Source organism: Occallatibacter savannae (assembly GCF_003131205.1).
In the GTDB taxonomy this organism is placed as follows: Bacteria; Acidobacteriota; Terriglobia; order Terriglobales; family Acidobacteriaceae; genus Telmatobacter; species Telmatobacter savannae.
This window is the reverse complement of the sequence record NZ_QFFY01000003.1, coordinates 599309-622864: the sequence shown is the minus strand read 5'-3', so window position 1 is coordinate 622864 and position 23556 is coordinate 599309. Positions and strand designations below refer to the sequence as shown.

General features: G+C 61.1%; 13 protein-coding genes. 12 read left to right on the top strand and 1 reads right to left on the bottom strand.

Features of this window, described 5'->3' with window-relative positions:
* The first annotated feature begins 446 nt into the window (after positions 1–446).
* A complete protein-coding gene (locus DHV10_RS14370) occupies positions 447–3563 on the top strand; it encodes a putative bifunctional diguanylate cyclase/phosphodiesterase (protein WP_109487044.1) in 3117 nt (1038 codons plus the stop codon).
* A 27-nt stretch (positions 3564–3590) separates the two neighbouring features.
* Here DHV10_RS14370 and DHV10_RS14365 read toward each other — a convergent pair whose 3' ends face one another.
* The gene (locus DHV10_RS14365; RefSeq protein WP_162601539.1) at positions 3591–5093 is read right to left on the bottom strand and encodes a hypothetical protein; all 1503 of its coding nucleotides are present in this window, start codon (positions 5091–5093) and stop codon (positions 3591–3593) included.
* Between the two features lie 236 nt (positions 5094–5329).
* Between DHV10_RS14365 and DHV10_RS14360 the strand changes: the two genes are divergently transcribed.
* The 11 genes from DHV10_RS14360 to DHV10_RS14310 all read left to right on the top strand — a co-directional run bounded on the left by DHV10_RS14360 (position 5330) and on the right by DHV10_RS14310 (position 23550).
* Positions 5330–6517 carry a thiolase family protein gene (locus DHV10_RS14360; protein WP_109487042.1) on the top strand — a complete coding sequence of 396 codons (1188 nt, stop codon included), beginning with the start codon at positions 5330–5332 and terminating at the stop codon, positions 6515–6517.
* A gap of 204 nt (positions 6518–6721) precedes the next feature.
* Positions 6722–8167, top strand: coding sequence for a hypothetical protein (locus DHV10_RS14355; RefSeq protein ID WP_109487041.1), 1446 nt, complete (start codon positions 6722–6724; stop codon positions 8165–8167).
* Between the two features lie 217 nt (positions 8168–8384).
* Positions 8385–9632: an efflux RND transporter periplasmic adaptor subunit gene (locus DHV10_RS14350; RefSeq protein ID WP_338042608.1), complete on the top strand. Its 1248-nt coding sequence runs from the start codon at positions 8385–8387 to the stop codon at positions 9630–9632.
* Positions 9633–9730: 98 nt separating this feature from the next.
* Entirely contained in the window at positions 9731–10450 is a 720-nt protein-coding gene (locus DHV10_RS14345) for an ABC transporter ATP-binding protein (protein ID WP_109487039.1), read from the top strand.
* Position 10451: 1 nt separating this feature from the next.
* A complete protein-coding gene (locus DHV10_RS14340; RefSeq protein ID WP_109487038.1) occupies positions 10452–12902 on the top strand; it encodes an ABC transporter permease in 2451 nt (816 codons plus the stop codon).
* A gap of 48 nt (positions 12903–12950) precedes the next feature.
* The gene (locus DHV10_RS14335) at positions 12951–15512 is read left to right on the top strand and encodes an ABC transporter permease (RefSeq protein WP_239461670.1); all 2562 of its coding nucleotides are present in this window, start codon (positions 12951–12953) and stop codon (positions 15510–15512) included.
* 11 nt (positions 15513–15523) lie between these two features.
* Complete coding sequence (locus tag DHV10_RS14330; RefSeq protein ID WP_109487037.1) at positions 15524–18046, top strand: ABC transporter permease; 2523 nt, start codon at positions 15524–15526, stop codon at positions 18044–18046.
* A gap of 35 nt (positions 18047–18081) precedes the next feature.
* Complete coding sequence (locus DHV10_RS14325) at positions 18082–18786, top strand: ABC transporter ATP-binding protein (RefSeq protein ID WP_109487036.1); 705 nt, start codon at positions 18082–18084, stop codon at positions 18784–18786.
* Positions 18783–20849 carry a TolC family protein gene (locus tag DHV10_RS14320; RefSeq protein WP_239461667.1) on the top strand — a complete coding sequence of 689 codons (2067 nt, stop codon included), beginning with the start codon at positions 18783–18785 and terminating at the stop codon, positions 20847–20849. Before DHV10_RS14325 ends, DHV10_RS14320 begins: the two co-directional genes overlap by 4 nt.
* Positions 20850–22223: a sigma-54-dependent transcriptional regulator gene (locus DHV10_RS14315; protein ID WP_109487035.1), complete on the top strand. Its 1374-nt coding sequence runs from the start codon at positions 20850–20852 to the stop codon at positions 22221–22223.
* Complete coding sequence (locus DHV10_RS14310; protein WP_109487034.1) at positions 22213–23550, top strand: sensor histidine kinase; 1338 nt, start codon at positions 22213–22215, stop codon at positions 23548–23550. Before DHV10_RS14315 ends, DHV10_RS14310 begins: the two co-directional genes overlap by 11 nt.
* The last annotated feature ends 6 nt before the right edge of the window (positions 23551–23556 follow it).

Here is a 23556-nt window from a genome sequence, read left to right as displayed (position 1 = left end):
GACACCGAGCAAATTACCAAAACCGATTTATCAATGAGTTTTTTAAGTGCCGCGGCGGGTGGACCCAGCTCGCGGATACCTTGGAGTATGAGCGAGGTTTTATGGTTGCTTGCTCGCCCCCAGATGCACACCAGCCGTTACCACGATCCGAAACTCCAACACAGATGAAGAGCTGAAAACGAACAGGGTCTTCTGCCCCTGTCCCGGGCAGATCACGAACGGGTCAAACGGATCACAGGTTCGAGTCAGCGGGCGAGAAGGGTTTTCCCGTAACCCGAACGTAACTAAACTGCCCAAAAAGAGGAAGTTACCGGGGTGCTGGGTCGTGCTAGCCTGACTTCACCTTCAAATTAAGCTGTTCATCCGCCCCCGCACGCCGATAACTCAAGTGGGGCGATCGGTTTCCGGGAGTTGCGATGCATAGCCGGGCAGTACATCCGAGGCATTTGGGCAGACCCTGCACCTGTGTCCCAAGACTGCTCGCGCCGGTCGCTCTCCTTGGCCTCTCGCTCGGCGCGGTCGCCCAACATCTCACTGCCGTCGCTGAACTGACCAACGTTCGCGCTGTCCGCCATCTCAAACAGCCTCTGGTCGGCGAAGTGCCGGTGCACATTCACGGCGTAGCCACCTACTACGACACCGTTGCCCCGAACCTCTTCGTCCAGGACGACACCGGGGGCATCTGGGTCGACCTCCGCGGGATCAAAGAGACGCCTCCAGCCCCCGGCGACCTCCTCGACATCCACGGAACTGTTGGCGCGGGTTTCAGCCCCTACATCGCCAAACCGCACTGGGCTGTCGTTCAAAAAGCGGCGCTACCCCGACCCGCCCGCCTCACCTACGACGACGCAGCTTCCGGCGCCTGGGACAGCCAGTGGGTCCAACTCGAAGGAGTGGTACGTTCATTCGTCCAGCAGGCGGAGGGCAGCGTCCTCGTCATCGACGTCGCGACCCCCACCGGCTCGTTCAAGGTACGAGTGCCCGATTACCACGGCCCGTTTCCCATGGAACTGGTCGACGCCAAAGTTCGTTTCGATGGCGTATGCGGAGCTTCGTTCAACGCGCGCAAGCAGTTCGTCTCTTTCCATCTGATGATGCCGTCGCTCAAGAATCTCGAGGTGCTCGAGCCCGCTCCACAGGATCAGTTCGCTGCGCCTGCCACCGCGATCGGGGACATCCACAAGTTCTCCGCCGATCTCACCGACGAGCACCGGATCAAAGTGGTCGGTACCGTCACCGCCATCTTCCCGGGACACGGAATTTACCTCACCGACTCTACCGGAGGCCTCTTCGCCGAGAGCCAGGACGGAACGCCCATGGTCGAAGGCGATCAGGTGGAGGTCATCGGCTTCCCGGCGGCGGGCAGCTTCAGCCCTGTGCTCAAGTCGGCTCGCATCCGTCCCGCGCATAAACATTCCGAACCGACCATCTCGGCCGTCACTGGAAAAACGGCCATGAAGGGCGGCCTCGACGCGCAGCTTGTCCGCATCGACGGAACCTTCCGGTACTATCGCGATCCCGCCGCACGCCGCGTGCTTGTCGTCGAGTCCCCCGACCATGTCACCTTCGAGGCAAAATTCGCCCGACAGCCGCAGGCGCCCATCGACCTCGAGCCCGGAAGCCGCATCACCTTGACCGGCATCTGCTCAATCCGCGCAGACGACAACGGAAACCCACTCGACTTCCAACTCGTCCTCCGCACTCCGGCAGACGTTCGCGTGCTTGCCCGTCCCTCCTGGTTCACCAGCCAGCGCGCAGCCTACGTGGTTTCCGCGCTCATCCTCGCGTCGATCGCCGGAATCGCCTGGGTCTTCGTCCTGCGCCGCCGCATCCGCCAGCAGACGGAGGTCATCACCCGCAAACTGAAAAACGAGATGGCTCTCGAAGAGAAGTACCGCACCATCTTCGAACGCAATCTCACTGGCCTCTACGTTGCGTCCAAGACAGGCGAGATCCTCGACTGCAATGATGCCTGCGCCCGCATCCTCGGCTTCGACAGCCGTCGACAACTCCTCGACAATCGTGAGCGAGCAGAGGAGATCATCCGCAAGCTTCACGCCAACTCCTCCGAAAAGTCCTTCACCGTTGGAACCGAAGAGAAATTCGACTCCGCCGACGGTACCGAGCGTTGGGCTCTGTGCAGCATCCGGCCCACCGGCCTGGGAGAAGACGGCGCACAGGTCTTCGAGGGTTCCCTCATCGATATCACCGAACGAAAGCGCGCGGAGGAACAGATCCAGACTCTCGCCTACTTCGACTCCCTCACCGGGCTCCCCAATCGCACCCTCGCCAAAGACCGGCTCACGCAGAGCCTCGCCAGCGCCAAGCGCCATCGCGAAAGAATGGGGCTCCTCTACCTCGACATCGACGGGTTCAAGATCATCAACGATTGCCTCGGCCACTCCATCGGCGACGAACTTCTGCAGCAGATCGCCAATCGCCTCCGCCTCTGCGCGCGCGAGGAAGACACCATAGCCCGACTCGGCGGAGACGAATTCCTCATCGCGCTCGGCCCCATCGACACGTATTCCGACGTGGCCGTCGTCGCAGAACGGATAGCGCGCGATCTTGCACCTGCCTTCAACCTGCATGGCCACTCCCTCACCGTCACCTCCAGCATCGGCATCAGCATCTATCCCGACCACGGAGAGAACGTCGAGACCCTGATCAAGAACGCCGATGCGGCAATGTATGCCTCAAAGAACCGGGGAAGAAACACCTTCAGCTTCTTCTCCGAAGAGATGACCACCCAGGCGATCGAACGTCTGCAACTCGGCAACAGCATGCGGCCGGCCCTCGACCGCAACGAATTCTTCCTCGTCTTCCAGCCCGAATTCGACCTCAGCACCGGCAAGGTCTCCTGCTGGGAGGCCCTCATTCGCTGGAAGCATCCCGACCTCGGCCTCATCTCGCCGGACAAGTTCATCCACGTTGCCGAGACCAACGGCATGATCGTTCCTATTGGCGAATGGGTCCTGCGGACCGCATGTCTGCACGCACGCTCATGGCACGACCGCGGCAACCCCATCCCGGTGGCCGTCAATGTCTCCGCCGTTCAGTTCCGACAGGCAGGTTTCTGCGATCTCGTGAAGGACGTCCTCGACCAGTCCGGCCTTGACCCGGAATTTCTCGAACTCGAAATCACCGAGAGCCTGCTTCTCGCCACCGAGGACATGCGCTTCGAGGTCCTCAACCGTCTCAAGAACCTTGGCGTCAAACTCGCCATCGATGACTTCGGCACGGGCTTCTCCAGCCTCAGCTACCTCAAGCAGCTCCCCGTCAGCAAGCTCAAGATCGACCGCAGTTTCGTCAGCGACATTCAGCACAACCCCAACGACGAGGCCATCACCGCCGCCATCATTCAGATGGCCAAGTGCCTCCGCCTCAAAGTCACCGCGGAAGGCGTAGAAAACGAATCGCAACTCCGCATTCTTCGTGCCCACGGCTGCGACGACGTACAGGGCTTCCTCTTCAGCAAGCCCCTGCGTCCCGATCAGATGGACTTCTCCAATCGCAAATCTTCCGCGCTCTTCGAGATTCTTTCGATGGGTGCAGCCGACTAGCTGCTTCCTCGCCGAACACCGTGCGAGTTAACGCCTTGCGCGAAGCTCCAAGCGATTCCTGCAGAAGGTATTATCCGCGTGTTGAAGGCCCTCGCTCGCTTTGTCCCGCCCGACAAACAGTACCGCAATATCATCCGAGTACGTCTGCTCCATGCACGGCTGAAGCCGAAGCAGCTGCACCAGCGGTTGTTGCGCGGGAGCGATCACCAGGTTTGCTCGAACCAGGTCCGGATCCGCGTCCCACCCGCTCTCGCCGTCCCACGTCTCCATCGTCCGCAGTACCTTCTCGACTCCATAGTCCGTGTTCCGGCCATACATGCTCACCGGCCGATGCATCGTCCAGATGAGGAACCCGCCCCAGTTGTAGGTATTGAAGATCGGCCCATCCCAGTTCTGCTTGCGAATCGTATTCACCGCCTGCATCGGCAGGTTGTTCTCCAACTTGGCCTGCAGGCGTCCGTTGCTCACGCCCATGATCATGAACGCCAGCGCTGCGAACACACCAGTCGCAAAGGCGACCACGGGAACGTCGCCGACCTGCACTTGAAACTGGTCGCTATCCTTGCGCGAGAAATATGAAATCACAATTGCGCAACCTACAATCGTCAGCACCCATACATCCCGTTGCATGCGGAACGAAACCAGGATCGAGAACGCCAGCAACGCGGTTTCGAAGAATCCCGGCCGCTTTACCCGGGCAAGCACGAAAACGGCCGCGAGTGCGATGAACAACAGGCACCAGTCATCCAGGTGGCGGAACGGAATCGCTGCCAGCTCAATAATCTGATCGAGCGATGCTGCCTGCGCCACCAGGTCGTACGCAACCTTGTAGATGCCCGCACCGTAGGGATTCACCAGAGTCGCAATTAGGCATGCGACGGAGACTCCCGCCATCTTCTTAACGGACAGCTTCGTCTGAATCGCCGGCCATCTCTTCGCGAGCATCGGCTCCATCGATGCCATGGCCAGCAGAATCAGTCCGTCGACAAACTGGATGTGAATGTTTGTCCAGAGAACGAAGATCGGCGGAAGCCAAAGAAATTCACGAACGCTGCCGGTCTTGCGCGCCTGGAGCAGGATGTTAAGTTCCAGCGTGAAAAACAAGATGGTGAGCAGCCACGGCCGTGGCGTGTAATCGCGGGCCATGGTGCACATGGCGAAAAAGGTCAGCAGAACGCCAAATGTGAAGTCGCTGCTCAACCGTCTCAGCAGATGATGAACCGCCGCAGCGATCGCAACGACTGTCCCCGAGGTATAAAAAACGATCCCAACCAGCCCGAACTTGTGAAACAGTCCGAACGTCAGCACCTCGAACAACCAGCTATACGCCGCCCACGGCTGCCCCGCTGCCGATGTCGAAAAAAGCTCCGTATGCGGAATGGCCCTGTGCTCGCAGATCCACTCGCCGATGCGAAGGTGCCACCAGATATCCGTGTCCGTGACCTGGTCCATTCTTAGCACGAAGAAAAGCGGCGTCGCATAAACAAACGCGAGCAGCAGCGCTTGAGCCCATCGGTGGCTCCGGCGCACGGTGGCTGGTGTTTCCAGTGAGATTGATTGTGGCAAAGCCTTTTCCGACGATGAAATTGACGTTCCGGATGCCCCATATTCTATGGGTCGCAATCAGCCAAAGGCCCGCAATAAACGCTCGCCGTCCCCACGTTGGTACCGTTTACGCAGCTCCTTAACAGGCAGCCGCTTCACCCTCGCTGGAATCCGATCAGATGACGAACCACGTATGATTTCTTATGTCACGGGAGCTTCAAATGACAGAGGCAGTCATCCTATCGGCAGTTCGCACGCCAATCGGCAAATTTCAGGGCTCTCTGCAGTCCTACACCTCGCCCCAACTCGGGGCGCTGGTGGTCAGCGAAGCGGTAAAGCGTGCCGGTGTGGACCCCGCCAGTGTGGACGACTGCATCATGGGCTGTGTCCTGCAGGCCGGGCTCGGCCAGAGCCCCGCGCGCCAGGCCGTTATCCGCGGAGGTCTCCCGCCCAGCGTCGGAGCCCTCACCGTCAATCAGGTCTGCGGCTCCGGACTCCGCGCCGTCTCCCTCGCAGCACAGGCCATTCAGACCGGCGATTCTGAAATCGTCGTCGCCGGCGGCATGGAGTCCATGTCTAACGCGCCTTACCTCCTCCAGCAGGCGCGCTCCGGCTATCGCATGGGCAACGGCAACCTCATCGACGTCATGATCCATGACGGCCTTTGGGACGTCTACAACCAGTTCCACATGGGCGGAGCCGCTGAGATGGTCGCGGAGAAGTACAACATCAGCCGCGAAGAGCAGGACGCCTTCGCCGCAGAGTCGCATCGCCGTGCGGCAGCAGCCACTGCCGAGGCCCGCTTCCGCGCGCAGATCCTGCCCGTCGAGGTGCCTCCCGCAAAGAAAGGCGAAGCCCCCCGCGCCTTCGATTCCGACGAAGCCATTCGCCCCGACACCACCGTTCAGGTGCTCGCCAAACTCAAGCCCGCATTCAAGCAGGGTGGCACGATAACAGCCGGTAACGCCCCAGGCATCAGCGATGGCGCCGCCGCCCTCGTCGTCACCACCGCCGAGAAGGCAAGGGAACTGGGCCGCCAGCCCCTTGTAGTGATCCGTGCGCAGGCCGGCGCCGGTCGCGAGCCCGAGTGGTTTTCTCTCGCGCCGATCGACGCCATTCGCAAAGTCGTCGCGAAGGCCGGATGGTCTCTCGCTTCCATCGACCTGTTCGAATTGAACGAGGCCTTCAGCGTTCAGGCGCTCGCTGTCATCCACGATCTCGGCCTCGATCAGGGGAAGGTCAATGTCTACGGCGGTGCCGTCGCCATGGGACATCCCATAGGCGCCAGCGGCGCCGCAGTCCTCGTCAAGCTCATCTATGCCATGGCAGACCGCGGCGCAAAACGAGGAATTGCGTCGCTCTGCCTCGGCGGTGGGAGCGCAGTGGCGCTGGCCGTGGAACTCCCCTAGCGGAGTAAAGCCTGCGACATTACCGAATTGTCATGGAGTAACCCCACAGCCGAGGACAACGGCCCAACCACGTTCCGGTTCTAAGTAGTTCAGCTTCTCCGGGTGTACGTCCGCTCGCCGGTAGGCCAGGTTGGCCCCTTTTACTCGTGCACCTCCTTCCCCAGAAGACCCTGAAAAGCGGCCAATACATACAGGAGACTCTCCATGATGCCATCGGTCAGGAATCTCGGCGTTGCCAGTTCCTTTGTGCTCGTCTCAGCGCTCCTCGCCGCTCCCCCAACCCAGGCTCAGTCGGCCTATATCTATGTGCAATCGACTGCATCGAACGGACCCGTCTATGGCTACAGCGCCTCATCCAGCGGCCAGCTCACCGCAATTTCAGGCTCGCCCTTCAAGCCCGGCACCGCAATCATCGGCAGCAACAAGTCGCAGTTCTTCACGCTCGGCAAGACCACACTTCACGCCTATGCCGTCGGATCAAACGGAGCCATCGGTGCGCAGGTATCGCAGATCCCGCTATTCAACTATGCGGGTGGCTTTTGCGGATACGGAACGAGTGGTCTGAATGGCGGCGTTCTCGACCATAGTGGGCAGTACGTCTATGTCCTGTTATGGAACGGCGGCGATGGCACCTGCACGGCGTATCAGACCTACAAGGCCAACAGCGGCGGTACTCTCACATTCGTAGGCGACACCGAAGTTAGCGTCGGGAGTGGAGCCGGTACGACCAGTCCATCGATCCTCGGAACCGACACGTTTGCCTATGCCGACGAGTTCTCGGGCCATAACAACTCAACGATCGGCTTCATGCGTGAGAGTTCGGGCACTCTTCAGACCCTGAGTAACCTGGGGCAGAATTTCCCTACCCTCGATGGTGGTGCTGGTCAGTATACGGCGCGCCATCCTGACGCTTCTCCGACCGGAAACTACGTCGTCCTTCAGCTCTATCCCAACGATTCCAATCCGCCTCAACTAGGAAGCTACACAGTCGATTCGAACGGAAATCTTTCTACAACCAACACCTCCAGCAACATGCCGACGTCAGCGCTTTCCGGACCCTTCTCCACCTTTTCTAAGGATGGAAAAATGTTTGCGCTCTATGCGAATGCGGGGGACGGGGTTGGTGGCGCAGGAAACGGGATCGAGATATACAACTTCAACGGCGCCTCTCCTCTGACCCTCTTTAAGAAGATTCTCACGGGTACGCCGATTGACGATGCAGCCTGGGACAGCAGCAACCACCTCTATGCAATCTCCCGCTCTTTGAATAAGATCTACGTCTTCACGGTGACCTCAACGTCCGTCACCCAGAACTCCTCGTACTCCATCACGAATCCCCTCAACATGATCGTTGTCAGCCGTACCTCAACGTCGTGTTCAGCCCCTTCCGGCAATGGCGTCAACGTCTGCTCGCCTGCAGAAAACGCCAGCGTCTCCTCCCCGGTGCAGGTCAATGCAGCGGCAACGGTAAGCGGCGGAGTCTACCGCTTCGAACTGTGGTCGGGCAGCACCAAGCTGGCCAGTGTGGACAACAGCGGCGTCATGAATCAGTCCGTTTCGCTCGCAGCCGGCTCCTATCACCTCACCTTTGTCGCGCGCAATACAGCGGGAACCAAGGTGACAGCCACCCGCGACATCACCGTCAAATAACAGGCGTCGCCTGCGGCCGTCTTCCCCCGGACGGCCGCATCCTTCCCGTCTTTCACTGTCCGATATCGAACAGTGCGGTCACTCACCGGTCACATCAAGCCCCTTTTCATCAAAGCCTTACCCCTCATAAGCCTTTTGTTTCGAGTGTCCCAACGAGCCTTCGTTTTGGCACGGCAAGTGCAATCTCCTCCCCGTGATGGATATCGCACGGCCAGATTTGAAGAAGCAAAAGCAGCGCCGCCTCATCGTTTGGGCCGGCATCGGGGTGGTGGTTCTTACGGTCGCGGTGGTTCTGGTTTCCCGGCTCAAGCCGGCGGCTCCCGTCGTCGATGCTTCAACCGTATGGCCAGACACCGTAAAGCGCGGCGACATGATCCGCCAGGTCCGCGGCTCCACCGGCCTCCTGGTGCCGCGTGAAGACTCTATCGAACTCATTCCTGCTCTCACCGACGCCACAGTCGTCCGCATCCGCGTCCTTCCCGGAACGATCGTCAAGCCCGACACCATCCTCATGGACATGGTCGCTCCCGAAGTCGAGCAGAAGCTTCAAGACGCTCAACTTCAGGTCAAAGCCGCCGAGGCCGACTACAAGGACAAGCAGGCCACCCTCCAAAGCACCCTGATGGAGAAGAAGATCGCGGCCGCGCAGGTGGCCACTGACGCCAGCACCGACGAGCGTCAGGCCAAGATCGACGAGCAGCTCAACAAGCTCGGCGTGATCTCAGGCGTCGCCTACGAGAAGTCGAAGAGCACCGCCGATCAGCTTGGCGCGCAGCACAAGCTCAGTCTGCAGAATCTCGAGCTCAACGAGAAGAACATCGAGGTCCAGCTTTCCTCCGCGCAAACCAAAATCGATCAGGCCAAGGCACTGCTCGCCCTCTATCAGAAGCAGTCCGGCGCTCTCCAGGTCAAAGCCGGAATCGCCGGTGTCGTTGCTCCTCTGGCCACGCCCGTTCAGGTGGGCCAGCACGTCCTCGCCGGAACCTCAGTTGCCGAAGTCATTCAGCAGGACAAGCTCAAGGCCGCACTGCAAATCGCTGAAACCCAGGCGCGCGATATCTCCGTCGGTCTTCCTGCCTCAGTCGACACGCACAACGGCGTCATTCCGGGCCACGTCACTCGAATCGATCCGGCAGTTGTGAACGGAACGCGTACCGTTGACGTACAACTGGATGGAGCTCTTCCACCGGGAGCGGTTCCGAACCTGAGTGTGGACGGCACGATCGATCTCGAGAAACTGCATGACGTTCTCAAGGTAGGTCGTCCGGCGCTGGGCAATGAGAACTCAACTCTGAGCCTCTTCAAGGAATCGCCTGACCACAAAGGCGCCGTTCGCGTTCAGGTAAAGGTGGGCCGCGCATCGGTAAACGAGATCCAAGTAATTGAAGGACTGAATGAAGGCGACACCGTCATCCTTTCTGACATGTCGCGCTACGACAACGTCGATCGCATTCGCCTCGAGTAACAGGCGAATCGATTTCAGGAACAGTTCAGCAATCAGGCACGTACGTCTTCTGATCACTGAAAACTGATCACTGACAACTCACACACGAGGGGGATTGGATGGCAAACGATAAGCTGATTGAAATTGAAGATCTCACCAAGGTCTTCTACACCGATGAAGTGGAGACCCACGCGCTCTCCGGTATTCACCTCACCATTTCGCGTGGAGAGTACGTGGCCATGTCAGGCCCGTCGGGCTGCGGCAAATCGACGCTGCTGTCGATCCTCGGTCTGCTCGATACACCGACCGGCGGAAAATACCTGCTCAACAACAAGCCTGTCGAGAATCTCAGCTTCGGCGAACGCTCGCGCATTCGCAACCAGGAGATCGGGTTCATCTTCCAGAGCTTCAACCTGATCGGCGATCTCACGGTCGAAGAGAATGTCGAGCTGCCCCTCACCTATCGCGCCGGCATGCCCTCCGCGGAGCGCAAGAAGCGCGTCAAGGAAGCGCTCGAGCGGGTCAACATGGCGCACCGCATGCGGCACTATCCCGCGCAGCTCTCCGGCGGTCAGCAGCAGCGCGTCGCCGTGGCCCGCGCGCTCGCCGGTTCGCCCTCGATCCTGCTGGCCGATGAGCCTACCGGAAACCTCGATTCGAAAAACGGCGAAGCCGTGATGCATCTGCTCGCCGACCTGCACCGCGAAGGCTCCACCATCTGCATGGTGACGCATGATCCGCGTTTCGCCAAGCATGCCGAGCGCGAGGTGCACCTGTTCGACGGCAAGGTCGTCTCTGAGGACGAGCTGAAGAAGCTCACTGCAGAAGTGGAGGCGTAAAGTGTTCGGCCAGGACTTGCGTTATGCGGTACGCCAGCTGCGCATGTCGCCTGGCTTCACGCTTACGGCGGTGCTCACGCTTGCGCTGGGCATCGGCGGCCTCACCACGGTTGCCACGTGGACCAATGCAGTCCTGTTCAATCCTTGGCCGCAGGTCAGGGATGCGCGATCACTGCGCTTCATCTCCGCCACGGTGCTAGGCAGCAATGGATACTCCGTCCACTACGACCAGCTGCAGTTCATTCGTCAGCAGTCGCGCTCCTTCAGCGAAGCGGCTGCCTTCGAGTTCACAACACTCAACCTGGCCCTCCCCAACACCCAGCCGCAGGCGATCAACGGCGGAATCGTCTCGGCGAACTACTTCCAGCTCCTCGGACTCAAGCCTGAGATTGGAACGTTCTTCGCTCCCAACGCGAACGACCGCGCGTATGGCTCGATGGACGCGATTGTCCTCTCTGACGGCTTGTGGCGCGACCGGTTCAACGCAGACCCCTCGCTTGCCGGTCGCGTCATCTCCATCAACAAACACGCATTCACCGTTGTCGGTGTAGCGCCGCGCGAATTCGCCGGTATCTATGGCGGCATCGCCGAGCAAGCCTGGGTCCCGCTCTCAGCCGGACGCGATCTCTCGGCCGATGCTCCTGCAGATCCGCTCCTGCATCAGGGACTCCAGGTCGTCGTACGCGTGCGCCCAGGCGTAAGCGACAAGAGCGCCGAAGCGGAACTGCATACGCTCGCCCGTTCCTTTGCGCTTGCCCAGCACAACGATCAGTACAACAGCTGGGATTTGAACCTCGACGACTCGTCGCATATGCAGAAGGGCTTTTTTGGCGTCGTCGGCTATGAGCTGCCCGTTCTGTTCGGCGCCTCATGTCTTCTGATGCTTCTGGTCTGCATCAACATCGCGTCGCTCCTCGGCCAGCATGCTGCCCGTCGCCGCCGCGAAGTTGCGATCCGCACCGCTCTCGGCGCGAAGCCCGCCCGCATCGCCCGCCAGGTGCTCGTTGAAACGGGCCTGCTCGCCCTCACCGGCGCTCTGGCCGGATGGGCCGCAAGCATCGTCATTTCCCGCTCGGTTTACGCTCTCCTGCCGAATCTTGGTTTCTCGCTTGCCTTCAATCTGCACAGCGACTACCGCATCACGCTCTTCGTCGCCTCACTCGCGATCGTCATCACGCTCGTCTGTGGCATGTATCCCATCCGCCAGTCGTTGCGTGTCTCGCAGCGCGAGGCCCTGCACGAGGGTGCCACATCGGTTGCTGGAGCGAGCCGCAAGCGTTACGGACAGCGCATCCTGCTGGGCATTCAGCTTGGGGTTTGCTTTATTGTCCTCGCCTGCTGCGGATTGCTGACGCGTACGGCACTCAACATTTTCAATCGCCCGGTGGGATTCGACCGCAGCAATACCATTACGGCAATCGTCGATCTCTCTCGTTCCGGGTACGATGACAACCGCGCTCGCATCTTCTTGACGACTCTTCTCGACCGTCTTCGCACGTCGCCGGGCGTCACATCGGCCACGGTGGCCTCGCACCTGCCCATGGGAGACTGGGGCTCCGGCAACACGCGTGATTTCAGCGTGCCGGGCCACGTTCCCGCTAAGGGCGAAGATACTCAGGTGGTAGCGGACTTCGACGGTCCGGATTTCTTCCGGACCATGGGCATAGTGCTTCAGCAAGGACGCGATTTCGCCGCTTCCGATAACGAGAATTCTCCCAAGGTCGCGATCGTGAACACCGTGATGGCCCAGCGCTACTGGCCCAGAGGCAACGCGATCGGCAGCACCATCGTGATCGACAAGCTCCCCCGCCAGATCATCGGCATCGCGCCCGAGTTTGCCTATCACAGCCCTGACAACACCGATCACGATCCTCTCGTCTTTCTTCCCATGCTGCAGGGCAAATCGGGATACGGCTACGCCATCGTCGCAGTCCACGCGCAGAATGCCGCCGCCGGACTCCCAGGCCAGCTTCGCCGAACTGTCGCAGCGCTCGATCCGTTCCTTCCCATCGAGCAACTCCGCACCCTCGACGACGTCACCGGCCAGCAATATCAGATCTCCCGCATCCCCGCCGAACTGCTCGGCGTCTACGCCCTCTGCAGCGTTCTCGTCGCGATGATGGGCCTCTACGCCGTAATGGCCTACTCCGTTATTGAACGCAATCGCGAGTTCGCTGTCCGCATGGCGCTGGGCTCTTCGCGCAGCGGGATCTTCCGCCTGGTTCTGCAAGGCTCCGCGAGCGTCATTCTCGTCGGCCTCATCGTCGGCGGCGCAGGATCCATCGCCGGAGTGCGCCTCTTGCGCTCCATGCTCTTCAACGTTGCTCCATTTGATCCCATCAGCTTTTCTCTTGCGGCAGTTGCGCTGATCCTTACCGTCCTGCTGGCCGGCGTCGCACCCGCGCGGCGTGCAGCCGGCATCGAGCCAATGCAGGCATTGCGAACCGAGTAGTTTTGCACGCGATCGATCCAGGCCAATCTTCCCCGGAGTTGAATCGGAATGAGTCGTTTCATCCACAACACGCTGCAGGACGTTCGCTACGCGCTGCGCCAGTTGCGCAAATCCCCAGGCTTCACCTTCACCGCGATCGTCACGTTAGCCCTCGGCATAGGCGCCAATACCGCCATCTTCACGCTGGTGCAGCAAATCCTTCTCCGCCGCCTCCCCGTCAACGATCCCAGGCAGCTCTACCGCATCGGCGACACAGACGACTGCTGCGTCGATGGCGGATTCCAGAACGACAACGGCGACTTCGCCATCTTCTCTTACGATCTCTATCGCCAGCTGCGCGACACGGCGCCTGAGTTCGAACAACTCGCCGCAGTCCAGTCTGGACAGAATTCCGCCTACGTTCGCCGCGGCGAGCAGGACACCAAAAATCTGCGCACCGAGTATGTCACCGGCAATTTCTTCACCACCTTCGGCATCGGCCCGTACATGGGCCGCGTCTTCTCCGCGGCAGACGATCAGCCCGGCGCAGCACCGGTACTTGTCCTAAGCTATGCGTCCTGGCAGGGAGACTTCGGCGGCGACCCCAGTGTCGTCGGTTCAACCGTCTTCATTCAAACTCATCCATTCACAGTCGCCGGCATAGCGCCGCCCGGCTTCTTCGGTGATCGCGTCTCCAACAATCCCCCCGCGATTTGGATCCCCATCAACAACGAGCCGCTCGTCGAAGGCGCGAACTCCATCCTGCACAACGGCGATCAGAACTGGCTCTATCCCATCGGCCGCGTTCGTCCCGGAACCAGCATTCCTGCCCTCACTTCCAAACTGTCCACGAGCCTTCGCCAGTTCCTCAATACGCGGCCCATCTACGTCGCATTCGGCGCGCAGTCTGAGATTGCCAAGCAGCACGTCGTGCTCTCGCCCGCAGGCGGCGGCATCCAGAACCTGCAGATCGAAACCGGCCGCGGCATCCGCATGCTCATGATCCTGGCCACAGTCGTGCTCCTCATCGCCTGCGCCAACATCGCAAATCTGCTTCTCGCGCGCACCACCACACGTCGCGGCGAAATCGCCATCCGCATGTCCATGGGCGCGGCCCGCACCCGGCTCGTTTCGCAGATGATCACCGAGAGCGTACTTCTCGCATGCTGCGGAGGTCTCGCCGGCATTGCTGTCGCCTATCTCGGTTCTCGCATGATCCTCTCGCTCGCCTTCCCGGCTTCAGAGCACATGGCGATCGATGCCACCCCGTCTTTCATCGTTCTCGCCTTCGCGTTCACTGTCTCTTTGATCACTGGACTGCTCTTCGCAATCGCCCCCGCGTGGATGTCGTCCCACGCGCAGCCGGCGGAGGCGTTGCGCGGAGTCAATCGATCAACCCGCGACAGCTCCAGCCTGCCTCAAAAGGCCCTCGTGGTCGTCCAGGCCATGCTCTCCGTCGTTCTCATCTCCGCCGCAATCCTGATGACGCGCAGTCTTGGCAATCTCGAGCACCAGAACTTTGGCGTCCAGACCGCGAATCGCTACGTGGTCCACTTCGATCCCGCTGGTGCGGGGTACACCATTCCGCGCCTCCCCGAGATGAATCGAGAGATCCAGAATCGCTTCTCGGCTCTTCCTGGCGTTACGCACGTGGCCCTCGCGCTCTATCCGCCGCTCGACGGCAACAACTGGAGTGAGGGAGTCTTCGTTCAGGGCCATGCCGCACCGAAACCCAATGACGCAAGCTGGTCCACGTGGGATCGCGTCACTCCCGGGTTCCTAGATGCGATCGGCGTCTCCGTGGTGCACGGACGCAACATCAGCGATCAGGACACCGCCGCCACTCAGCCCATCGCAATCGTCAACCAGGCGTTCGTCAAGCGCTTCTTCCCCAACGAGGACCCCATCGGCAAGCACTTCGGCGTCGGCTCCGTTGAATACGGCGGCGCATTCGAAATCGTCGGCGTCTTCGCCGATTTCAAGATCAACAGCCCGCGCGAAGTCCCGCGCCGCGTCTTCCTGCGTCCCATGACGCAGCAGTTCAACGGCTTCAAAGAAAAGCAGATCATCACCGGCGAATCGCGATCCATGTATCCCGATTCCATCATCCTGAGCTTCAACCACCCGCAGCAGCAAATCGAAGAGCTCGCAAGACGCACCCTGCGCTCCATCGATCCCAACCTGACCATCACGCGCGTCGGCACATTCGACGCACAGGTCGCCGACAACTTCACGCAGGATCGCCTGCTCTCCCGGCTCACCACCCTGTTCGGCGTCATCGCATTGATCCTCGCTTCCGTCGGGCTCTACGGTGTCATGTCGTACTTCGTCGCTCGCCGCACCAGCGAGATCGGAGTCCGCATGGCGCTCGGCGCAACGCGAACCAGCGTGGTTGCCATGGTCTTTCGCAGCGCGCTCGTTCAGGTCATCGTCGGATTCGCGCTCGGCATCCCCGCCGCTTTGCTTGCAGGACACCTCATGGCCAGCCAGCTCTATGGAGTCGGCGCGTACGATCCGCTCTCCATCAGCGCGGCATCGCTGGTCCTTGCCCTGTGTGCTGCGGTTGCTGTGCTCGTTCCCGCTCGCCGGGCTGCCACCATTGAACCGATGCGCGCATTGCGAATCGAGTAGGAGAGGTCGAGATGAATTCGTTGTCCCAGGATCTTCGCTACGCACTGCGCCAGCTGCGCAAGTCGCCTGGCTTTACGCTCACCGTGATCCTCACTCTCGCGCTGGGCATCGGCGCCAATGCGGCCGTGTTCACCATGTTCGACCAGGTGCTCCTCCGCATGCTCCCCGTGCGCCAGCCTGAGAGCCTGGTCCGCTTCCAGTGGACCGGCGGCTTCTCCGGTTCCATGAGCAGCTTCGGCGGAGACTCCGACAACTACTTCTCTTATCCTGCATACAAAGAGCTGCGCGATCACAACCAGGTCTTCGATGGCGTACTCGCGGCAGATAAAGCACAGGTCGGCATCTCCTGGCACAATCAGGCTGAAAACGACGAGGCTGAAATCGTAAGCGGCAACTACTTCCAGGTGCTCGGCCTTCAGCCCGCACTTGGCCGCCTCTTCACCTCGCAGGACGACACGCAGAAGAACGCGAACCCCGTCACCGTCGTCAGCTACAACTTCTGGCGTACTCACCTCGGCTCAGCCCGCGATATCGTCGGGCAAACCATCCTCGTCAACGGGCAGACCCTCACCATCCTCGGAGTCGCGCCGGCCAACTTCGACTCCGCGATCGGCGGTTACAAGCCCAACCTCTTCATCCCAGTCAGCATGGTCTCCGTTGCCATACCCTGGCGTACGCCGCTCGACGACCTCAACAATCACCAGTCCGCATTTCTCACGCTCGTCGCTCGCCTCAAGCCCGGAGTCACGATGCCTGCTGCCGAGGCAAGCCTCCAGCCGCTCTGGCACTCTTTGCGTGCCTACGAACTCACGCTTTACAAGAACCACTCCGAGCGCTTCAAACATAACTTCCTCGACACGTCGCGCCTCAAGGTTATCGACGACTCGCGCGGCTTCAATCCCGACCGCCTCAACCTGCAGAAACCCCTCGCCATCCTCATGGGCATGGCCGGCATGCTCGTCCTGCTCTGCGCAGTGAATGTCGCGACGCTCCTGCTGCTGCGCGCCGCCAACCGTGCGCGCGAGATGTCCATGCGCTACGCTCTGGGCGCGCGCCGCGGCCGCATCATCTCGCAGCTCATGATCGAGGGCGGCCTCCTCGGTCTGCTCGGCTCCGTCGCAGGTCTCTTCCTCGCTCCGGTCGTCGCGCGCGTCCTCGTCCGCATCATCACGAACTCCGATCCCGGCGCCGAACCCTACTCCGCTTCTGTCGACACCCGCGTCCTCCTCTTCACGCTGGGCATCTCAGTCGTCGCCACACTCTTCTTCAGCATTGCCCCGGTATTCCATTTCCTCAAGCCCGATCTGACGAACTCGCTCCGCCAGAACAGCGGAACGCTCTCCAAAGACTCGCAGCGTTTCCGCAAGCTCGCCGTCGGCGCGCAAATCGCGCTCAGCGTCCTGCTCCTCGGCGGCGCCGGACTTTTCGTGCGAACCCTCAACAACCTCCGTCACGAACAAGTCGGCTTCCGCACCGACCATCTTGTCGAATTCCAGCTCAGCCCCAGCGACTCCGGTTATGGAGAAGATCGCTCCGTCGAGATCGTAAAGACCTCCATCGCGGCCCTGAGCCAGATTCCCGGCGTCACCTCAGTGGCCGGCAACAACGACCCCGAGCTCGTCGGCGACTCCGAAACCTCCAACTACTCCATCCAGGGCTACAAGGCTGCTGAAGACGAGAAGATGAACTTCGAAGAGCCGCGCATCACGCCGGCTTACTTCGCCACCATCGGACAACCTCTTCTAGCCGGTCGCGAATTCACGCCCGCTGACACCAAAGGCCAGCCCAAAGTCGCCGTCGTCAACATGGCGTTCGTGAAGCGCTTCTTCGGCACTCCGCAGAACGCCATCGGCCGCCAGATCGCAGAGGGATCGGGCAACGACATCAAGTACGACATCACGGTCGTCGGTGTCGTGGGCGATACCAAGCACACCGACCTCCGCACCAAGCTGGGCCCCGCGGTCTATATGCCTTATCTGCAGCAGAAGCATCCCACCGGTCTCATGATCTATCTGCGCACTGCCCGGGCTCCAGAAACCATCCAGCCGGCCATTCGCCAGACCATGCGCCAGCTCGACTCCACGCTCGTCGTCGACAACCTGCGCACCATGGAAGCTCAGATCGACAACAGCACATCCGACGAGCGTGCGCTCGCATTTCTCGCCATCGGATTCGCCTCTCTCGCTCTGATTCTTGCTGCTGTCGGCCTCTACGGTGTGCTCGCCTACTCCACCGAACAGCGCACGCGCGAGATCGGCGTTCGCCTTGCCCTCGGCTCGCCGCGTTCGGTCATCGTGATGCTCGTCGTCCGCGAGATGGCCCTGATTGCCGGCATTGCTTCTGTTATCGCGCTTCCTGCCGTCGTCGCGCTGGCGCGCCTCTTCCAGTCGCAGTTGTTCGGCGTCACCACCTTCGATCCGCTCACGCTGGTGGCGGCAGTTTTCTTGACCATCCTGATGCTCTCCATTGCGGCCGCTATGCCCGCGCGCCGCGCCGCAGCCGTTGAACCCATGCAGGCCTTGAGAACCGAATAGAAGTCGTTGCCTTTTGAGATCGGAGTAATAACAGCATGATTGATCTGAAGAATGTAGAACGCAGCTACAAGACCGGCCACACCGAAACCTGGGTGCTGCGCCGCATCAATCTCACCATTCGCGAGGGCGAGTTCGTCACCATCATGGGCCCGTCCGGAGCAGGGAAGTCCTCCCTCCTCAACGTCCTCGCTCTGCTCGACGACAGTTGGGTCGGCGAGTACTGGTTCGCCTCCACGCCCGTGCACTCGCTCAATCGCAAACAGCGCGCCGACCTCGCGCGCCAGCGCATCGGCATGGTCTTCCAGAGCTATCACCTGCTCGACGATCTCACCGTGGCAGAGAACATCGACCTCCCACTCTCCTACAAGAACCTTCCGTCGAAGGATCGCGGCGGCATGGTCGCGGACATCCTCGATCGCTTTCAGATCGTCGCCAAGAAAGACCTCTTCCCGAACCAGCTCTCCGGCGGCCAGCAGCAGCTCGTTGGCATCGCGCGCGCCGTCGTTCACGCGCCCTCGCTGCTTCTTGCAGACGAGCCCACCGGCAATCTGCACTCAACCCAGGCCCGCGAAATCATGGACCTCTTCGTCGAGCTCAACAAGGCCGGCACCACCATCGTGCAGGTCACGCACTCAGAAGAAAACGCCCGCTACTCCAAGCGCGTCATCGAGCTCCGCGACGGCTGGGTAACGCGCGACGAAGCTCCGCAGCCGCTGCCCACGGAGGTTGCTGCACAGTGAAGGACACCCAGGTGAAAGCATCAACCGAAATCCCGGCCACCCCCATGCGCACTCGCCTCGTCGCGGGCGCAGCCGTCGTGCTGCTCAACTTCAATATGGCCGTCGCTCAGGAGCCCGCAGCTCCAGCACCACAAGCGCCTGCCGCGCAGCAACAGACAACTCCCGCCCCACAGCCGGAGCAAAGCCCGAGCACGCCCTCGCAGCCTGACACGACTCCGCAGCAGCAAGCCACGCCGGCCCAAGCCGCAGGAACCTTGCAGACCGGCGCGCAGGTTCCTTTCGACGCCATGCTGCGCACGTCGTACAACCCCTTCGACGCCTACCGCGGCAAAATCGTCGCGCCTCCCAGCCTCGCCAACTCACCGCGCCTTGGCTCCCTCACCCGCGACGGCAAGCTCTACCTTTCTCTGCGCGACGCCATCGACCTCGCGCTCGAAAACAACCTCGACCTCGTCATCGCGCGCTATAACCTCCCCATCGCCCAGATGGACATCCTCCGCACCAAGGCCGGCGGCTTTGCGCGCGGCGTCAACACAGGCGTCGTCTCCGGAACTCCTGGCGGCGCCACCAGCGGTACAGGCGCGGGCAGCGGCGCCGGCGGCACCAGCACCGGAACGGGCGGCGCAGGCGCTGGGACCGGCGGTATTGTGCAATCCGCCCTCGGCGTTGGTACTGCGGTCTCCAGCTTCGATCCCTTCATTCAGGGAAAGATCTACAACGACCACAACTCGCAGCAACTGACAAACCGGACTCTTTACGGAGTCTCGTCGTACAAACAAAACGAAAATCTCGCCAACATCAGCTATCAGCAATTCTTTCCCACCGGCACCTACTTCGAGACTGACTTCAACAACAACCGCCAGACTTCGAACAGCCCCAACAACACGCTGAATCCGCAGCTCTACTCGAACCTGCAAATCATCCTCAGCCAGCAATTGCTTGCCGGCTTCGGCACCGGCCCGAACCTCCGCTTCCTCAAGATCGCCAAGACGAACGAGAAAATCGGCAACATCGCGTTCCGTGCGCAGATCATCGCCACCGTCTCGCAGATCTGCAACATCTATTGGGATCTCGTCAACGCCTACGACACCGAGCAGGTCGGGGAGCGCTCCGTCGCATTCGCAACCGAAACGCTCGACACCTCGCGCAAGCAGCTCGAACTCCAGGCCATACCCGAGATGGACGTCCTCAAGGCAGAGAGCGAACTAGCAACACGCCAGCAGGACCTCACCGTCGCCCGCACCAATCTTGAGCTCCAGGAACTCTACATGAAGAACGCGATCACGCGATCCTTCGATGATCCCGTCCTTCAGGAAATGCCTGTTGTTCCCACCGACCATCTCGCCGCGCAGATTCAACCCGAAACGGTTCCCGTTCAGCAGAGCATTACAGATGCGCTGAAAAACCGCACCGAGCTTCAGGAATCGGCCCTTGACCTCAGCAACCGCGAACTCAGCCGCAAAACCGCACGCAACGCGCTGCTCCCGCAGCTGAACGTCTACGGCTTCTACTCCGGTACTGGATTCGGCGGCGTTCCCAACGCGGCGTTCGGCGGATCCACCTCTGCTCCCGGCGGCTACGGCGGCACCATTCAGAACGCGCTCAATGCCTCGTCTCCCGAGTACCAGGTCGGCTTCCAGCTTCAGATGCCTCTTCGCAACCGCCAGGCCAAGGCCGACCAGTACCGTACCGAACTCGAGTACCGCCAGTCACAGGTGTACGCTGAAGAATTGAAAAAGAACATCGTCATCGAAGTGCGCAACGCCCGATACGCAGTCGAGCAGGGCGCCAGCCGCGTCGCCGCAGCAAAGCAGGCGCGCGACCTCGCCCAGCGCACACTCGATATCATGCAGAAGGAGCAGAAGCTCGGAGCAGGCTCAAATCAGCAGACGCTCTCTTCTGAACACGACCTGTCCGTCGCCGAGTCCGCGCTTGTTACTGCGCAGACCGCCTACGAAAAGGCTCGCATTCAGCTCAAGCAGGCCACAGGCTCCGTGCTCGAGTCCTACGGAATCTCAATCGCAGATGCAAAGTCCGGCGTAGTGGAGGCGGACAATCACTAAATGCCAGAGCCTCGGAAGAAAGAACGAATTCGGGTCCTAGTCGCCGACGATCAACCACACATTCTCGAGGCCGTGGAGCTTCTGCTCTCGCCGCAGGGCATTCACGTCGAGTGCGTACGCTCTCCTCAGCTGCTCCTCGAAGCCCTCGGCCAGAGCGACTACGACGTCCTGCTTATCGATCTCAACTACACGCGCGACACCACCTCAGGGCAGGAAGGCCTCGACCTGCTCGCGCGCCTTCAGGAAATCGACCCTCGCCTGCCCGTAATCGTCATGACGGCGTGGGGCAACATCGACCTCGCCGTCGAAAGCATCAAGCGCGGCGCTCGCGACTTCATCCAGAAGCCCTGGGAAAACGAGCGCCTCATCTCTCTCATCCGCGTACACGCCGAGCTCCATCAGGCTCTGCGGCGCGCTCGCCAGCTCGAGCTTGAAAACCGCCTCCTACGCGCCGAAGGCATGCCAGACTTCGTCGCCGGAGCTCCATCCATGCAGCCGGTGCTCGAACTCATCAGCCAGGTCGGTCCATCCGACGCCAACGTGCTCATCACCGGCGAACACGGCACCGGTAAAGAGATCGTCTCCAAGCTCCTCCACGCGGCATCGCCGCGCGCGCGCATGCCGCTCGTCGCCGTCAACGCCGGCGGTCTCCCGGAAGGCACATTCGAGAGCGAAATCTTCGGCCACGTCAAAGGCGCATTCACCGATGCCCGCGCCGATCGCGTCGGCCGCTTCGAACTCGCCAACGGCGGCACGCTATTCCTCGACGAAATCGCCAACGTCCCGCTGCGCCAGCAGGCCAAGCTCCTCCGCGTCCTTGAGACTGGCGAGCTCGAGCGCGTCGGCTCTTCGCAAACGCGCCGCGTCGATGTCCGTGTCCTCTCTGCAACGAACGCCAACCTCCCCGAAGAATCCAAAGCGGGAAACTTCCGCGAAGATCTGCTCTTCCGCATCAACACGGTCGAAATTCATCTGCCCGCCCTCCGCGAGCGCCGCGAAGACATCCCGCTCCTTGCGATGCACTTTCTCAATCGCAATCGCTCGCGCTATCGCAAGCAGGTCACTGGCTTCTCGCCCGCGGCGATGCAGCAGATGATGCAGTACCCCTGGCCCGGCAATGTTCGCGAGCTCGAACACACCGTGGAGCGAGCGGTTCTCCTCTGCCGCGGTGAAGAGATCGAGCCAGCCAACCTGGCCATCGCCACTGCGAAATCCTCCTCGCCTAATTTCGAGAACATGAGTATCGATGAGGTAGAGGCTTTGCTCATACGGAAAGTCCTCCGCCGATGCGATGGCAACATCTCGCAGGCTGCTGAAGCTCTTGGCTTGAGCCGTGCCGCGCTGTATCGTCGTATCGAAAAGTATGGCCTATGACAAGCGCGCGCGGAAACGCAACCCCTCGGCCATTCGCCGGGCGTGGCTCTTTTGCTTTCTGCTCTCGCTGCCCACGTTCCTATTCGCGGGAATCCTGCTCTGGCAGCAGCACGTCACCACCGCGCCTACCCTGCTTCTCCTCTTCTGCCTTCTCGTCTACCTCCTGCTGATCGCCGCATCGCTCGTCGAAGGCCTGATGCGGCCGCTGCAAACCCTCTCCAACGTGGTCTCCTCCCTGCGCGAAGGTGACTACTCCTTCCGCGCGCGCGGAGCCGGCACGCCCGATGCCTTCGGCGAACTCGCCGGCGAGATCAACGCGCTCGCCGACCTCCTCCAGAAGCAGCGCGTCCGCTCGCTCGAGGCCACCGCGCTTCTCGCGCGCATCCTCGAGGTCATGCACGCACCGCTGTTTGCGTTTGACCGCGACAACTCCCTTCAACTCGTCAATAACGCCGGCGCGCAGCTGCTTGGTCGTCCGCTGTCGCGCTGCTTCGGTCACAGCGCGCGCGAACTCGGTCTCGATACGCTTCTCGCATCCGCCGACCAGTCCATCCACTCCTTCGGTGCCAAGCCCTCACGCTGGCTGCTGCGCAAGGCTCTCTTCCGGCAGGAGGGTGCTCCGCACACACTCCTCCTGCTTGCCGACGTCAGCCAGCCGCTGCAGGAAGAAGAGCAGATCGCGTGGAAGCGCCTCATTCGCGTTCTCGGCCACGAGCTCTCTAACTCGCTCGCTCCCATCAAGTCCATCGCTGGCAGCCTGCTTGCCCGCGCTGAAGGCATCTCCACAGATGAGAATGTCGTTCGGGATTTCCGCCGCGGTCTGGGCGTCGTCGAAAGTCGCGCCGATGCGCTGCATCGTTTTGTTCAGTCCTATCGCCTTCTCGCGCAGCTTCCGCCTCCGCATCTGAAGCAGATTCAAGCCGGCCCTCTTCTCGAACGCGTCGCACTCCTCGAGCAGCGTGTGCCCGTTCAGGTCGATGCGGGGCCTGCGGTCATCCTTAACGCCGACCCCGATCAGCTCGAGCAGATGTTCATCAACCTGCTCACTAACGCCGTTGACGCTTCGCTTGCCAACGGAGCAAAGCCCGTGCGAGTCGGCTGGCGCATCGCGGAGTCGGATCTTGTAGTCGGAATCGAAGATAGCGGAATGGGAATCGCGAACGCCGAAAACCTGTTCGTGCCGTTCTACACCACCAAGCCAAAAGGAAGCGGCGTGGGCCTGGCTCTCGCGCAGCAGATCGCGCGTGCCCACGGGGGTGAAATTCGGCTTGTCAATCGCGAAGATGCGCCCGGTGCCCGGGCCATCATTCATCTACCTCTGCCGTAATCGACG